13 protein-coding genes are annotated in these 13855 nt (G+C 68.2%); 1 reads left to right on the top strand and 12 read right to left on the bottom strand.

Going from position 1 to position 13855, the window contains the following annotated elements; genetic code table 11:
* Positions 1-355 precede the first annotated feature (355 nt).
* The 11 genes from glpK to KHC24_RS24670 form a co-directional block, all read right to left on the bottom strand.
* Complete coding sequence (glpK, locus tag KHC24_RS24720) at positions 356-1855, bottom strand: glycerol kinase GlpK (RefSeq protein ID WP_213367066.1); 1500 nt, start codon at positions 1853-1855, stop codon at positions 356-358.
* A gap of 224 nt (positions 1856-2079) precedes the next feature.
* Positions 2080-3843 carry an ABC transporter substrate-binding protein gene (locus KHC24_RS24715; protein WP_213367064.1) on the bottom strand — a complete coding sequence of 588 codons (1764 nt, stop codon included), beginning with the start codon at positions 3841-3843 and terminating at the stop codon, positions 2080-2082.
* Positions 3844-3903: 60 nt separating this feature from the next.
* Positions 3904-4209 carry a DUF2160 domain-containing protein gene (locus tag KHC24_RS24710; protein WP_213367063.1) on the bottom strand — a complete coding sequence of 102 codons (306 nt, stop codon included), beginning with the start codon at positions 4207-4209 and terminating at the stop codon, positions 3904-3906.
* 10 nt (positions 4210-4219) lie between these two features.
* Positions 4220-5029: a carbohydrate ABC transporter permease gene (locus tag KHC24_RS24705; RefSeq protein WP_213367061.1), complete on the bottom strand. Its 810-nt coding sequence runs from the start codon at positions 5027-5029 to the stop codon at positions 4220-4222.
* On the bottom strand, positions 5026-5928 hold the full coding sequence (locus KHC24_RS24700) for a carbohydrate ABC transporter permease (protein WP_213367059.1): 903 nt from the start codon (positions 5926-5928) through the stop codon (positions 5026-5028). The genes KHC24_RS24705 and KHC24_RS24700 overlap by 4 nt, the downstream gene beginning before the upstream one ends.
* A gap of 182 nt (positions 5929-6110) precedes the next feature.
* Positions 6111-7202 (bottom strand): ABC transporter ATP-binding protein, encoded by a 1092-nt coding sequence (locus KHC24_RS24695; RefSeq protein WP_213367057.1) that lies wholly within the window; start codon positions 7200-7202, stop codon positions 6111-6113.
* A gap of 12 nt (positions 7203-7214) precedes the next feature.
* Complete coding sequence (locus KHC24_RS24690; RefSeq protein WP_213367055.1) at positions 7215-8339, bottom strand: ABC transporter ATP-binding protein; 1125 nt, start codon at positions 8337-8339, stop codon at positions 7215-7217.
* The gene (glpD, locus tag KHC24_RS24685; RefSeq protein WP_213367052.1) at positions 8336-9883 is read right to left on the bottom strand and encodes a glycerol-3-phosphate dehydrogenase; all 1548 of its coding nucleotides are present in this window, start codon (positions 9881-9883) and stop codon (positions 8336-8338) included. Before glpD ends, KHC24_RS24690 begins: the two co-directional genes overlap by 4 nt.
* 226 nt (positions 9884-10109) lie before the next feature.
* Complete coding sequence (locus KHC24_RS24680; protein WP_213367050.1) at positions 10110-10745, bottom strand: TPM domain-containing protein; 636 nt, start codon at positions 10743-10745, stop codon at positions 10110-10112.
* Positions 10745-11545: a TPM domain-containing protein gene (locus tag KHC24_RS24675; RefSeq protein WP_213367048.1), complete on the bottom strand. Its 801-nt coding sequence runs from the start codon at positions 11543-11545 to the stop codon at positions 10745-10747. Before KHC24_RS24675 ends, KHC24_RS24680 begins: the two co-directional genes overlap by 1 nt.
* A gap of 25 nt (positions 11546-11570) precedes the next feature.
* Positions 11571-12179 (bottom strand): LemA family protein, encoded by a 609-nt coding sequence (locus tag KHC24_RS24670; RefSeq protein ID WP_213367129.1) that lies wholly within the window; start codon positions 12177-12179, stop codon positions 11571-11573.
* A 187-nt stretch (positions 12180-12366) separates the two neighbouring features.
* Between KHC24_RS24670 and KHC24_RS24665 the strand changes: the two genes are divergently transcribed.
* On the top strand, positions 12367-13359 hold the full coding sequence (locus KHC24_RS24665) for an Lnb N-terminal periplasmic domain-containing protein (protein WP_271180540.1): 993 nt from the start codon (positions 12367-12369) through the stop codon (positions 13357-13359).
* Between the two features lie 39 nt (positions 13360-13398).
* Here the strand turns inward: KHC24_RS24665 and KHC24_RS24660 are convergent, their stop codons facing one another.
* Positions 13399-13833 (bottom strand): CBS domain-containing protein, encoded by a 435-nt coding sequence (locus tag KHC24_RS24660; protein ID WP_213367044.1) that lies wholly within the window; start codon positions 13831-13833, stop codon positions 13399-13401.
* Positions 13834-13855 lie beyond the last annotated feature (22 nt).

The following is a 13855-nucleotide window of genomic DNA, read 5'->3' as shown; positions in this document are numbered from 1 at the left end:
CCGGGCAAAGGGGGTATTGAAGGCCCCCTGGGCCCCGGATCGGCGCTCCACCTATGGCGTCGCAGGTGCGGGACATGGCGTTGCGGGACGACGGGGCATGCCCCCGGCGGGAAGCGAACCGAAGCATCCCGTCGAGCCATGAGATCGGTGTCGCGCAAGCAAGGGGATCGGCGTGTTTCCCCTCTTTCCCTTCCCGCGGCGGACCCAACAGATAGAGCCTCCCTCTCCCCGTCGGGGAGGGGGGTGGGGTGAGGGGTCTTCAACACCTCCCAATGTTGTCACCCTCACCGACCCGCTTCGCGGGCCACCTCCCCCCAATGGGAGAGGGATAGAAAGAGCCCCGCGCCCGCGCCCCTCAGGGCATGGTCAGCCGCCGCACCACGTCGCGCCAGCCGGCGAGCTTGGTCTCGCGCAAGGCCGGCTCCATGGTCGGGGTGAAGCGCCGGTCCAGCCGCCAGCGGTCGGCGAAGCGCTGCGGCTTCGGCAGCACGCCGGCGTGCAGGCCGGCGAGATAGGCGGCGCCGAGCGCCGTCGTCTCCCGCACCACCGGGCGATCGACCGGCGCGGCCAGCAGGTCCGACAGCCGCTGCATGGCGAAGTTCGAGGCCACCATGCCGCCATCGACGCGCAGCACGGTCTTGGCGCCGTTGCCGCCGGCCTGCGCCCAGTCGGCGCGCATGGCGTCGAGCAGGTCGGCGGTCTGGTAGCAGACGCTCTCCAGCGCCGCGAGGGCGATCTCCTCGCGGCCGGTGCCGCGGGTGAGGCCGAACAGCGCCCCGCGCACATCCGGATTCCAGTGCGGCGCGCCGAGCCCGACAAAGGCCGGCACCAGATAGACATGCTGGGCCGGATCGGCCGCCTCGGCCAGCGCCTCGCTTTCGGCCGAGGCCTTGATGATGCCGAGCCCGTCGCGCAGCCACTGCACCGCCGCGCCGGCGACGAAGATCGAGCCTTCCAGCGCATAGGTGCGCTTGCCGTCCAGCTGGTAGGCGATGGTGGTCAGCAGCTTGTTCTTCGACGTCACCGCCGTCGTGCCGGTGTTGAGCAGCGCGAAGCAGCCGGTGCCATAGGTCGATTTGATCATGCCCGGCTGGAAGCAGGCCTGGCCGACGGTCGCCGCCTGCTGGTCGCCGGCGATGCCGCAGATGCGGATCGACCCGCCGAGAAGTTCCGGCCGCGCCGTGCCGAAATCGGCGGAGCTATCCTTCACCTCCGGCAGCATGGAGCGCGGCACGCGCAGCAGCGCCAGCAGTTCGTCGTCCCATTCGCCGGTGTGGATGTTGAACAGCAGGGTGCGCGCGGCGTTGGTGGCATCGGTGGCATGCACCGTGCCGCCGGTGAGGTGCCAGAGCAGCCACGAATCCACCGTGCCGAAGGCGAGGTCGCCGCGCTCCGCCCGCGCCCGCGCGCCGGGCACGTTGTCGAGGATCCAGCCGATCTTGGTGCCGGAGAAATAGGGATCGAGAATGAGCCCGGTGCGGGCGCTCACCATCGGCTCATGGCCTTCGGCCTTCAGCCGGGCGCAGAACCCGGCGGTGCGGCGGTCCTGCCAGACGATGGCGCGGTAGATCGCGGCGCCGGTCTTGCGGTCCCACACCACCGTGGTCTCGCGCTGGTTGGTGATGCCGATGGCGGCGATGTCGGCCGCCCTGGCGCCGGCCTGCTCCATGGCGGCGCGGCAGGTGGCCAGCGTGGTGTCCCACAGATCATGCGCCTCGTGCTCGACCCAGCCGGAGGCGGGGAAGTGCTGCGGGAATTCCCGCTGCGCCTGCGCCGCGATGCCGGTATCGGGGCGGAACAGGATGGCGCGCGAGGAGGTGGTGCCCTGGTCGATGGCGAGAATGTAGCTGGTCATGCGCAATCCACGTCGCGAACGATGGCCCGAATGCCCTGAAAGCCGGCTCCGGTCGAGATCATCCGCGCAGCCGGTGGGACATCGGCCACGCGCCCGGGGAGCCGTATCGATCCATATAGGGGGAAAAGGCAGGCCGGACGGGCGCCGTAGCCGGCGTCCGCCCGGGTGTCGGGGTGGTTCCTATCCGCTTTGGCGACGGCCGGTTGACCCGGCCGTCCTGTCGATCAGTTGGTCGACTTCTTCGGCGGGGTCGCCGGCCAGCTCTTGATCAGCATGTCGTAGTCGATGGTCTCGCCCTTCGGCTTCTCATTGGCCAGCTTGGGCTGCGGCGCCAGCGTGCCGTTCTTCTTGGCCTGCTCGACCCAATATTCCATCGGCTGCTTGGCATTGAGCTTCGGCCCGCACTCGCCCTGCACGCCGGAACGCTCCAGGCGCTCCATCACCGAGTCCTGCGCCGCCGCCAGCGAATCCATCGCCGCCTGCGGCGTCTTGGCACCGGACGAGGCGTCGCCGATGTTCTGCCACCACAGCTGCGCCAGCTTGGGATAGTCCGGCACGTTCGAGCCGGTCGGGGACCACTGCACGCGGGCCGGCGAACGGTAGAACTCGACGAGGCCGCCGAGCTTGGGCGCCCGCTCGGTCATCGACGGCGACCAGATGTCGCTCTCACGGATGAAGGTGAGGCCGACATGGCTCTTCTTCAGCGACACCGTCTTGGAGGTGACGAACTGGGCGTAGAGCCAGGCCGCCTTGCGGCGCTCCACCGGGGTGGACTTCAGCAGCGTCCAGGAACCCACGTCCTGGTAGCCGAGCTTCATGCCGTCCTTCCAGTAGGCGCCCTTCGGCGAGGGAGCCATGCGCCATTTCGGCGTGCCGTCTTCGTTCATCACCGGCAGGCCGGGCTTCACCATGTCGGCGGTGAAGGCGGTGTACCAGAACATCTGCTGGGCGATATTGCCCTGCGCCGGCACCGGGCCGGCCTCGGAGAAGGTCATGCCGAGCGCCTGCGGCGGCGTGTACTTCTTCAGCCACTCGATATATTTGACGATCGAATAGACCGCCGCCGGGCCGTTGGTGTCGCCACCGCGCTCGACCGAGGAGCCGACCGGGCGGCAGCCTTCCATGCGGATGCCCCATTCGTCGACCGGCAGGCCGTTCGGCAGGCCGCGATCGCCATTGCCGGCCATGGACAGCCAGGCATCGGTGAAGCGCCAGCCGAGCGAGGGATCCTTCTTGCCGTAGTCCATGTTGCCATAGACCTTGGTGCCGTTGATGGTGCCGATGTCGTTGGAGAAGAACTCGGCAATGTCCTCATAGGCCGACCAGTTCACGGGCACGCCGAGATCGTAGCCGTACTTGGCCTTGAACTTGGCCTTGTAGTCCGCGTTGGTGAACCAGTCGTAGCGGAACCAGTAGAGATTGGCGAACTGCTGGTCGGGGAGCTGGTAGAGCTTCTTGTCCGGCGCGGTGGTGAAGGAGAGGCCGATGAAGTCCGGCAGGTCGAGCGTCGGCGAGGTGACGTCCTTGCCCTCGCCGGCCATCCAGTCGGTCAGCGGCACCGCCTGCTTGTAGCGGAAATGCGTGCCGATGAGGTCCGAATCGTTCACCCACGCATCGTAGATGTTCTTGCCGGACTGCATCTGCGTCTGGATCTTCTCCACCACGTCGCCCTCCTGGATGAGGTCGTGGGTGAGCTTGATCCCGGTGATTTCCGAGAAGGCCTTGGCGAGGGTCTTCGCCTCGTATTCATGGGTGGTGATGGTCTCGGAGACGACGTTGATCTCCATGCCGGCGAAGGGCTTCGCCGCATTGATGAACCACTGCATCTCCTTCAGCTGGTCCTCCTTCGAGAGCGTCGAAGGCTGGAACTCGCTGTCGATCCACTTCTTGGCGGCGGCCTCGTCGGCGCGCACCGGCGCGGCGAGGGCGATCAGCGCCACGGCGCTGGCGGCAAGCAGAAGCCGCTTTCGGCTCGATGACTGCAACATGGGTCTTTCCTCCCGTTTCACTCCCAGAGCCCGTACGGCCTGCCGCCGCTTCGGGCGCATTCACACGAGGCGGAACACCGCCAGTGCGTAGACAAGGCTGAGCGCGAGCGCCCAGCCGAGATTTGGTCCCACCAGGCCGAGCCAGGCGAGATTGATGAAGGCGCTGCCGAGCAGCGTGATGAACAGCCGGTCGCCGCGCGTGGTCGGGATGCGCAGGATGCCGACCCGTGCCCGCTCCGGTCGCCACAGGGCCAGCAGGGTGAACACGATCAGCAGACTGGCGATGCAGGCGAAGAACAGCCCGGTCTGCCAGGTCCAGGCCATCCAGGCCAAATTCTCGGAGAGGCGGGCGTTGAAATCGTCCATCGTCCCCTCCTCACACCCGCCCGAGGGCGAAGCCCTTGGCGATGTAGTTGCGCACGAACCAGATCACCAGGGCGCCGGGAATGATGGTCAGCACGCCGGCGGCGGCGAGCAGGCCCCAGTCCATGCCGGCCGCCGAGACGGTGCGGGTCATCGTCACCGCGATCGGCTTGGCGTTGGTGGCGGTCAGCGTGCGGGCGAGCAGCAGTTCGACCCAGGAGAACATGAAGCAGAAGAACGCCGCCACGCCGATGCCGCTGGCGATCAGCGGCATGAAGATCTTCACGAAGAAGCGCGGGAAGGAATAGCCGTCGATCGCCGCGGTCTCGTCGATCTCGCGCGGCACGCCGGACATGAAGCCTTCGAGGATCCACACCGCCAGCGGCACGTTGAACAGGCAGTGCGCCAGCGCCACCGCCCATGGCGTATCGAACAGGCCGATGGCGGAATAGAGATTGAAGAACGGCAGCGCGAACACCGCCGGCGGCGCCATGCGGTTGGACAAGAGCCAGAAGAACAGGTGCTTGTCGCCGACGAAGCTATAGCGCGAGAAGGCGTAGGCCGCCGGCAAGGCCAGGCTGATCGAGATGATGGTGTTGAGCACCACATAGGTCAGCGAGTTGATGTAGCCGGAATACCAGCTCGAATCGGTGAAGATCTTGATGTAGTGCTCGAAGGTGATTGCCTGCGGCCACAGCGAGACCGTGGTGTTGATCTCGAAATTGGTCTTCAGGCTCATATTGACGAGCCAGTAGATCGGCAGCATCAGGAAGATCAGGTACAGCGCCATGATGAAGGCGCCGCCGCGCGTGTTCGGGCTCATGCCGCGCTCCCCTGCTCGGGCCGCTCGCTGCCGGAATGGGTCATCACCGTGTAGAAGACCCAGCACAGCGCGAGCACGATGAGGTTGTAGACGAGGCTCATCGCCGCCGCCTTGCCGAGGTCGAACTGGCCGAGCGCCAGCTTCACCAGGTCGATGGACAGGAAGGTGGTGGCGTTGCCGGGCCCGCCGCCGGTCAGCACGAACGGCTCGGTGTAGATCATGAAACTGTCCATGAAGCGCAGCAGCACCGCGATCAGCAGCACCCGCTTCATCTTCGGCAGCTGGATGGTGGTGAACACCGCCCAGCGCGAGGCGCCGTCGATGCGCGCCGCCTGATAATAGGCATCGGGGATCGACTTCAGCCCGGCATAGCACAGCAGCGCCACCAGGCTGGTCCAGTGCCAGACATCCATCACCACGATGGTGATCCACGCCGACAGCGTGTCGCCGGTGTAGTTGTAGGGGATGCCGAGCGCGTTCAGCCCATAGCCGAGCAGGCCGATATCGGCACGGGCGAACACCTGCCAGATGGTGCCGACCACGTTCCACGGGATCAGCAGCGGCAGCGCCATCAGCACCAGCGTGGCGGCGACCCGCCAGCCGTCGCGCGGCATGGAGAGCGCGACCAGGATGCCGAGCGGCACCTGGATGGCCAGGATGATGCCCGAGAACAGGAGGTTGCGCCACAGCGCGTCGAAGAAGCGGCCGCCGAGCTCGGTCGAGGGATCGAGCAGTTCCTGGAACCAGCCGAGGCCGTTCCAGAAGAACTGGTTGTTGCCGAAGGTGTCCTGAACCGAATAGTTCACCACCGTCATGATCGGGATGATCGCCGAGAAGGCGACGATCGCGAACACCGGCGCGACCAGCCACCAGGCGCGGTTGTTGACGGGCTTGTCCATGGTTCAGGCCCTCGCGGCGATCTCCCTCTCCCCGGTGGGGAGAGGGGTGGGGTGAGGGGGAAGGCGGTGGCGAGGTTCAGCGAGCGCTGTCAGCCGTGAGCCCCCCTCACCCGGATGGCATAGCCATCCGACCTCTCCCCCTCGGGGAGAGGTGAAGGCAAGCAAGAGAGAGAAACGAAACGTCATCCCACCCCTCCTTCACCCGGCACCAGCACGCCGCCGGCATAGATGTGGATCTGCCGCGTTTCGAGAGCCAGCCCGGCGCGATCGCCGTCGAGCGCCAGCCCGTCCGGCACCATGGCGGCGGCAGCATGGCCAGCGATCTCGACGCGGGCGATGCGGGCGCGGCCGATATCGTCGATGCGCTTGACGCGTACCGGCAGGCCGGTGCCGGCGCGGGCCAGCGTGGCGAATTCCGGCCGCACGCCGAGTTCGATCTTCTCGCCGGCCGGCAGCGCCGGATAGGCGCGGGCGAGCCGTACCGCCACGTCGCCGATATGGGCGGTGGCGCCGTCCACCCGCACCGGAAGCACGTTCATGCCCGGCGAGCCGATGAAATGGCCGACGAAGGTGTGCGCCGGCCGCTCGAACAGCTCTTCCGGCGTGCCGGTCTGCACCACCGCGCCGTCATGCATCACCACCACCGTGTCGGCGAAGGTCAGCGCCTCGGTCTGGTCGTGGGTCACATAGATCATGGTGAGGTCGAGCGCGCGGTGCAGTTCCTTCAGCGTCGAGCGCAACTGCCATTTCAGATGCGGGTCGATGACGGTCAGCGGCTCGTCGAACAGGATGGCGGCGACGTCGGAGCGCACCAGTCCGCGCCCGAGCGAGATCTTCTGCTTGGCATCGGCGGTGAGGTTCGAGGCCTTGCGGTCGAGCACCCGCGTCATGTCGAGCCGGGAGGCGATCTCCTCCACCCTTTTCGCGATGGCCTCGCGCGGCAGATGCCGGTTCTTCAGCGGGAAGGCGAGGTTCTCGCGCACCGTCATGGTGTCGTAGACCACCGGGAACTGGAACACCTGGGCGATGTTGCGCGCCTCGGTCGGCAGGTTGGTCACGTCCTTGCCGTCGAACAGGATGCGCCCCTGGGTGGGCGTGACCAGGCCGGAGATGATGTTCAGAAGCGTGGTCTTGCCGCAGCCGGAGGGGCCGAGCAGCGCATAGGCGCCGCCCTGCCGCCAGACGTGGTTGATCTCCTTCAGCGCGTAGTCCTGCGGGTCGCGCGGATCGGGCCGGTAGGCGTGGGCGAGGTGATCGAGGGTGATGCTGGCCATTGTCGCGCTCCCTCAGGCCGCCGCGTCGAGCGCGGTGCCGGTGCTGCGGCCGCTCGCGTCGAACAGGAGAATGTGACGGGGGTCGATCACCACCTCGACTTCGGCTTCCGGCTCCAGCCGCCGCACCCCCGGCACCAGCGCGGTCAGGCGCTCCTTGCCCCCGGCCTCGCCGATGACATCCATGTGCAGGAAGCTCTCCGAGCCGGTCACCTCGGTCACGGCGATGGCGGCGGCGAGGCGGATGAGGCCGCTCTCCCCGCGCGACGCGTCGCCGAAGGTGCGGTCCTCGACCGCCAGATGATGCGCCCGCACGCCGATGATATAGGCGCCGTCCGCCACCCCGGCGAAGGCGCCGATGGCGGCGACGGTGGTGCCGTTCTCCAGCCGCACCGTGGCGCCGGACTTGGTGACGCGCAGCGTGTTGAGCGGCGGATCGGAGAACACCCGGGCGGTGGCGAGGTCGGCCGGGCGGCGATACACCTCGGCGGTGGGGCCGAACTGGGTCACCGCGCCCTGCATCAGCGTCGCGGTATTGCCGCCGAGCAGCAGCGCCTCGGTCGGCTCGGTCGTCGCGTAGACGAACACCGCGCCGGTGGAGGCGAAGATGCGCGGCAGTTCCTCGCGCAGTTCCTCGCGCAGCTTGTAATCGAGATTGGCCAGCGGCTCGTCGAGCAGCACCAGGTCGGCGCGCTTCACCAGGGCGCGGGCGATGGCGGTGCGCTGCTGCTGGCCGCCGGACAGCGCCAGCGGCAGGCGCTGGAGATAGGGCTCCAGCTTCAGCAGCTTCGCCGCCTCGACGACCCGTGCCTCGATCTCCGCCCTGGGCAGTCCCTGTACCCGCAAGGGCGAGGCGATGTTCTCATAGACGGTCAGCGCCGGGTAATTGATGAATTGCTGGTAGACCATCGCCACCGAGCGCTTCTTCACCGAGAGGCCGGTGACGTCCTGGCCATTGGAGATGACCCGGCCGGAGCTCGGCGCGTCGAGGCCGGCCATCAGCCGCATCAGGCTGGTCTTGCCGGCCAGCGTCGCCCCCAGCAGCACATTGAGGCTGCCGCGCTCCAGCATCAGCGAGACGTCGCTTATATGGACCGCGCCCTTCACCTCGCGACGGACGTTCTGCAATTCCAGCGTCATTGCGCCGCCCTCCGGGCCGCCGGCCGCTGTTCGTCGATCATGAAGGCGTCGAGCGCCGCCGCCTCGTCCGCGCTCAGCCGCAGGCCGAGCTTGGAGCGGCGCCACAGCACGTCGGCGGCCGAACGCGCCCATTCCTCGCGCATCAGATAACGCACCTCCGCCTCGGTGAGGTCGGCACCGAACACCCGGCCGAGATCGGCGCAGCTGCGCATCCCGTCGAGCAGCCGCAGCGCCCTCGTGCCATAGGCCCGCACCAGCCGGCCGGCCAGCGCCTCGTCGATCCACGGATGCGCCCGCCGGATCTGGGCGACGACGCGCGGCTGGTCCTTCACGGCGAAATCGCCGCCCGGCAGCGGCGCGCCGCGGGTCCAGGACGGCTTGGCGAGGGCGGCGAGATGCGGGCCGAGCTTCTCGATGGCGTGCTCGGCGAGCCGGCGATAGGTGGTTATCTTGCCGCCGAAGACCGAGAGCAGCGGCGGCTTGCCGTCGCCATTCTCCAGCTCCAGCACATAGTCGCGGGTGGCTTCCTGCGCCTTGGAGGCACCGTCGTCATAGAGCGGGCGCACCCCGGAATAGGTCCACACCACCTGGTCCGGCGTCACCGGCGCCTTGAAGTATTCGCTCGCCGCCGCGCAGAGATAGGCGATCTCCTCGTCGCTGGCCTTCACCTCGTGCGGCGCGCCCTTGTAATCGCGGTCGGTGGTGCCGATCAGCGTGAAGTCGCGCTCATAGGGGATGGCGAAGATGATGCGGCCGTCGGCGTTCTGGAAGATGTAGGCGCGGTCGTGGTCGTACAGCTTGCGCACCACGATGTGGCTGCCCTGCACCAGCCGGACATTGGCCGGCGAGTTCACCCGCACCACCTGCGCCAGTACCTGATGCACCCAGGGGCCGGCGGCATTGACCAGCACGCGGGCGCGGATGGTCTCACGGGCGCCGCCCTCTTCGCCGCCCTCTTGCACCTCGATGCGCCAGTGGTCGGCCGCCTGTTCGGCGGAGACCACCCGGCAGCGGGGACGGATATCGGCGCCGCGCTCGGCGGCGTCGAGCGCGTTCAGCACCACGAGGCGCGAATCCTCGACCCAGCAGTCGGAATATTCGAAGCCGCGCGTGTAGCCGGCCCGCAGCGGCTTGCCGGCCTCGTCGCGGGTGAGGTCGAGCGTCCTGGTGGCCGGCAGCAGCCGGCGACCGCCGAGATGATCGTAGAGGAACAGGCCGAGGCGCAGCAGCCAGGCCGGCCGCAGCCCGTCATGGTGCGGCAGCACGAAGCGCAGCGGGCGGATGATGTGCGGCGCCATCGCCCACAGCACCTCGCGCTCCATCAGCGCCTCGCGCACCAGCCGGAACTCGTAATGCTCGAGATAGCGCAGGCCGCCATGGATCAGCTTGGTCGAAGCGGAGGACGTCGCCCCGGCAAAGTCGCCCTGCTCGAACAGCACGACCGAAGCCCCGCGCCCGGCGGCGTCGCGGGCAATGCCGCAGCCATTCACGCCGCCGCCGATGACGGCGAGGTCATAGATGGAATCGAGCGCACGCGTCGTCACTCAAAGCCTCCCGGAGAACCGCCCTGACCTTAGGGACGATTTCGTTATTATGTTCGTATTGACGCTATATGAAACCTAAATCGCGCGCAACTCGGGTAAAAACGAAAGATTCCAACTTTCGATTAGGTGCAATGCAATAGAAGAGCACCGTTGCTACGGTCATTCGCCTTATATTGGACACGCTTCCGACATGCTGCGACGCGTCGTGCCCACCGGAAGGGCAGGCTCAAATGACCAGCACGCGATCCGGCAATTCGTTGGAGTTGTCGTCGGCCGCCGGCAGATGCGCCCTGAGGATCTGCCCGGCGGCCTCGACGCCGGCCGCCAGACCGTCGGCGAGACGCCCCTCGCGCGCGCCCTGCAGCACGGCGGCGCACACACCCTGCCAGGCCTGCGTGCCGACGCGGGAATGGATCGCCTGGTCGGCGACCACCTCGACGATGCGCTCGGCCGGCGCCACCAGGATCAGCACGCCGGTGCGCCCGCGCGTGCCGTGCATGCCGAGCGCGAGGAAATGATCGAGCGCGGCGGCGCGCGCCGCCTCCTCCGCCGCCGCCCGCGGCACCAGCAGGCGCCCCAGCGGGGTGGCGAGCAGGAGAGCACCGAAAAGCGCGAAGGCCGCGGCCTGCGCCGCGAGCAGCTCCGGCACGTCGAGCGTGGTGAGGAACGCCAGCGGCCAGGGCAATATCAGCGCCACCAGCGCCGCCCACATCAGCGCATAGAAGGGATGGCGCACCAGCGGGTCCGTCACCATCAGCAGCCGGATTTCGCCGCTGGTGCCGGCCTCGGCACGGCGCACCGCCGCGGCAAGCGCCGCATGTTCCTCGGCGGTGAGAGGGCCTTGAGACGATCCCGTATCCATCACCAGCTCCCCGAAGCGCCGCCGCCGCCGGACGAACCGCCGCCGCCGGAAAACCCGCCGCCGCCACGCCCGCCCGACCCGCCGCCGCCGGAGAAGCCGCCGCGCGAGCGGCCGCGCGACCATTCCCAGCCGGAAATCCCGCCCGGCAGCGCCGCGCCGCCGCTCCGCCGCCCGAGATAGCCGCCGCGCATCTGCCGATAGACCACGAAGATCCAGAAGCCGATCATCACCGCGAAGATGATCAGCGGCACCCAGTCGTCCGCCGTCATCGCCGGCTGCGCCGCCTGCCGCGCCCGCGCCTCGGCCTCGGCGGGATCGAGGTTGAGGATCTCGATCACCGCATCCGCGCCCTTCTCGATGCCGGCGGCAAAGTCGCCGGCGCGGAAGGCCGGCACGATCGCGGTCTGGATGATGGTGGAGGCCACCGCGTCCGGCAGCACGCCCTCGAGGCCATAGCCGACCTCGATGCGCACCCGACGCTCGCCGGGCGCCACCAGCAGCAGCACGCCATTGTCCTTGTCGGCCTGGCCGAGCTTCCAGGCCCGGAACAGCTGGTTGGCGTAATCCTCCACCGAGGTGCCTTGCAGCGAGGGCACCGTCGCCACCACGAACTGGTCGGTGGTCGTCGCCTCCTGCGCGGCAAGCCTGTCCTCCAGCGCCGCGCGCATCTGCGGCGACAGGATGCCGGCCGCATCGACCACCCGGCCGGTGAGCGGCGGAAAGCTGAGCTCGGCCCGCGCCGCCGCGGCAGCGGTCAGCGCGATGGCGAGGACGAGGAGAAAGGCGACGCGGCGCAGCATGACGGTCGGCTCCGGTTGTCCGCCGTCAGTTGAACTTCACCTGCGGCACCTTCATCTGCTCCTCGGAGATGGTGAACGTCTCCATCGGCTTGCTGGCGCGGTAGAGCGTCGAGGCCCAGAGCACGCCGGGGAAGGTCCTCAGCTCGGTGTTGTAGACCCGGACCGCCTCGATATAGTCGCGCCGTGCCACGGCGATACGGTTCTCCGTGCCCTCGATCTGCGCCTGCAAGGCGAGGAAATTCTGGTTCGACTTGAGGTCGGGATAAGCCTCCGACACCGCGATCAGCCGCCCGAGCGCGCCGGAAAGCTGGGCCTGGGCGTCCTGGAACTTCTTGAACGTCTCGGGGTCGGTGACGGTGGAGGCATCCACCTTGATCGAGGTGGCGTTGGCGCGCGCCTCCGTCACCTGGGTGAGCACGTCCTTTTCCTGCTGCGCATAACCCTTCACCGTCTCGACGAGGTTCGGGATCAGCTCGGCGCGCCGCTGATACTGGTTGAGCACGTCGCTCCAGGCCGCCTTGGCCTTCTCCTCATTGGTCGGGATGTTGTTCACCCCGCAGCCGGCAAGGCCGACCGCGAGCGCGAGGAGGGCCAACGGCATCAACAGCCGGCGGCGGGCGATGGTGAGGATCATCGGCATGGAACAGCCCCTTGCAACGCGCGGTGCGACACCGCCCCCACCATTATAGGGCACACCGGCCGGCTCTCCATCCTTCGACGCCGGCGACGAAGCGCCCAATAGGCGTGGACGAAAACCGGCTCCCCCCGCGACAAGCCGTCCGGCGCCGTGCACAGTCGGCAGCGATAGTTGTGAGGTGCCCGTGCCGTCCTGCCTCCGGTGCGCCGCGCGGCGAGCCCTGCTCGTCCTGCTGGTGCTGACGCTTGTCCTCGCGACGCCTGTCGCCGGGCTGGCCGTGTGGTTCCAGACCGCCGGCGGCGTGCGGGCCGTTGCGCTTGCCGCGCTGGCCGCCGCGGCGGTGGCGGCCCTGGCTGTCGCGGCGCGGGGTCGGCAGCGGCTCGGCTGGCTGATCGCGCTGGCGACGATCGGCGTGGTTGCCCTCTGGTGGTCGACCATCCTGCCGTCGAACCAGCGCGACTGGGCGCCGGATGTCGCGCACGGCGTCACCGCCACTCTCAACGGCGACGAGATCACGCTGCACAATGTCCGCAATTTCGACTGGAGTTCGGAGAGCGAGGCAAGCGAGCGCTGGGAGGAGCGTCGCTACCGGCTCGACCAGATCACCGGCGTCGACCTGTTCTCCTCGGTCTGGAGCAACCCGGCGATCGCCCACACGCTGATCGGCTTCTCCTTCGCCGACGGGCAGCGCGTGGTGTTCTCCGCCGAGATCCGCCGCGAGCGGGGCGAGGAATTCTCCGAGATCGGCGGCTTCTTCAAGCAATTCGAGCTGGTGCTGATCGCCGCCGACGAGCGCGACATCATCCGCCTGCGCACCAATGCGCGGCGCGAGACCGTCTCGCTGTTCCCGCTCGAGCTGACGCGAGAGCAGCGCCGGGCGCTGTTCCTGTCCTTCGCCGAACTCGGCAACGAGCTGGCGCGCCAGCCGCGCTTCTACCAGACCGTCACCACCAACTGCACCACGGTGCTGTTCCGCCTCGCCCGGCTGATCGCGCCCGGCGTGCGCTTCGACTGGCGCATCCTGCTGTCCGGCTATCTGCCGGGCTATCTCTACGACCAGAAGCTGATCGCCACCGACGCGCCGCTCGCCGAGACCGAGCGCCGGGCGGTGATCACCCCGCGCGGACAGGCTGCCGGGAATGCGCCGGACTATTCCGAACGCATCCGCGCCCGCTGAACCTCAACCCCACTGGGCCGGCGGCAACCCTTCGGCGGCCTATAGTGACTGGGTATGCGCGCCGCCGGGCCGGGAAATATCTCCCAGCGCATCGCCGGCGATCACCTCGCGGCCGGCGACCGCGATGTCGCCCAGCGACAATATGCCGACCAGCCGCTTCTCGCGGTTCACCACCGGCAGGCGACGCACCTGTTGCTCGCCCATGTTGCGACCGATCTCGGCGAGATCCTGATCCTCGAAGCAATATTTCACCTCGCCGCTCATCACCTCGCGCACCAGCGTCGTCGGCCCCTTGCCGAAAGCGACGCCGCGCACGGCGATATCGCGGTCGCTGATCATGCCGACCAGCCGGTTGTCGTCCCCCACCGGCAATATGCCGGCGTCGAGCAGCGCCATGGCGCGCGCTGCCTGCTCCAGCGTTTCGTCCGGCGCGACCACCTGCACCTCGCGGGTCATCACATCGCTTACCTTCATGAGTGTTCTCCTGATCGGGGAT

The organism is Ancylobacter defluvii, from assembly GCF_018390605.1.
GTDB lineage: Bacteria > Pseudomonadota > Alphaproteobacteria > Rhizobiales > Xanthobacteraceae > Ancylobacter > Ancylobacter defluvii.
This window is presented reverse-complemented; position numbering and strand designations above follow the sequence as displayed.

Bases quoted from the DNA above. Each gene is read 5' to 3' on its own strand.
- KHC24_RS24690 (WP_213367055.1), bottom strand. From the start codon at position 8,339: ATGACGCTGGAATTGCAGAACGTCCGTCGCGAGGTGAAGGGCGCGGTC.
- KHC24_RS24675 (WP_213367048.1), bottom strand. From the start codon at position 11,545: ATGCTGCGCCGCGTCGCCTTTCTCCTCGTCCTCGCCATCGCGCTGACC.
- KHC24_RS24705 (WP_213367061.1), bottom strand. From the start codon at position 5,029: ATGAGCCCGAACACGCGCGGCGGCGCCTTCATCATGGCGCTGTACCTG.
- KHC24_RS24715 (WP_213367064.1), bottom strand. From the start codon at position 3,843: ATGTTGCAGTCATCGAGCCGAAAGCGGCTTCTGCTTGCCGCCAGCGCC.
- KHC24_RS24700 (WP_213367059.1), bottom strand. From the start codon at position 5,928: ATGGACAAGCCCGTCAACAACCGCGCCTGGTGGCTGGTCGCGCCGGTG.
- glpK (WP_213367066.1), bottom strand. From the start codon at position 1,855: ATGACCAGCTACATTCTCGCCATCGACCAGGGCACCACCTCCTCGCGC.
- KHC24_RS24710 (WP_213367063.1), bottom strand. From the start codon at position 4,209: ATGGACGATTTCAACGCCCGCCTCTCCGAGAATTTGGCCTGGATGGCC.
- KHC24_RS24660 (WP_213367044.1), bottom strand. From the start codon at position 13,833: ATGAAGGTAAGCGATGTGATGACCCGCGAGGTGCAGGTGGTCGCGCCG.
- KHC24_RS24695 (WP_213367057.1), bottom strand. From the start codon at position 7,202: ATGGCCAGCATCACCCTCGATCACCTCGCCCACGCCTACCGGCCCGAT.
- KHC24_RS24680 (WP_213367050.1), bottom strand. From the start codon at position 10,745: ATGGATACGGGATCGTCTCAAGGCCCTCTCACCGCCGAGGAACATGCG.
- KHC24_RS24670 (WP_213367129.1), bottom strand. From the start codon at position 12,179: ATGATCCTCACCATCGCCCGCCGCCGGCTGTTGATGCCGTTGGCCCTC.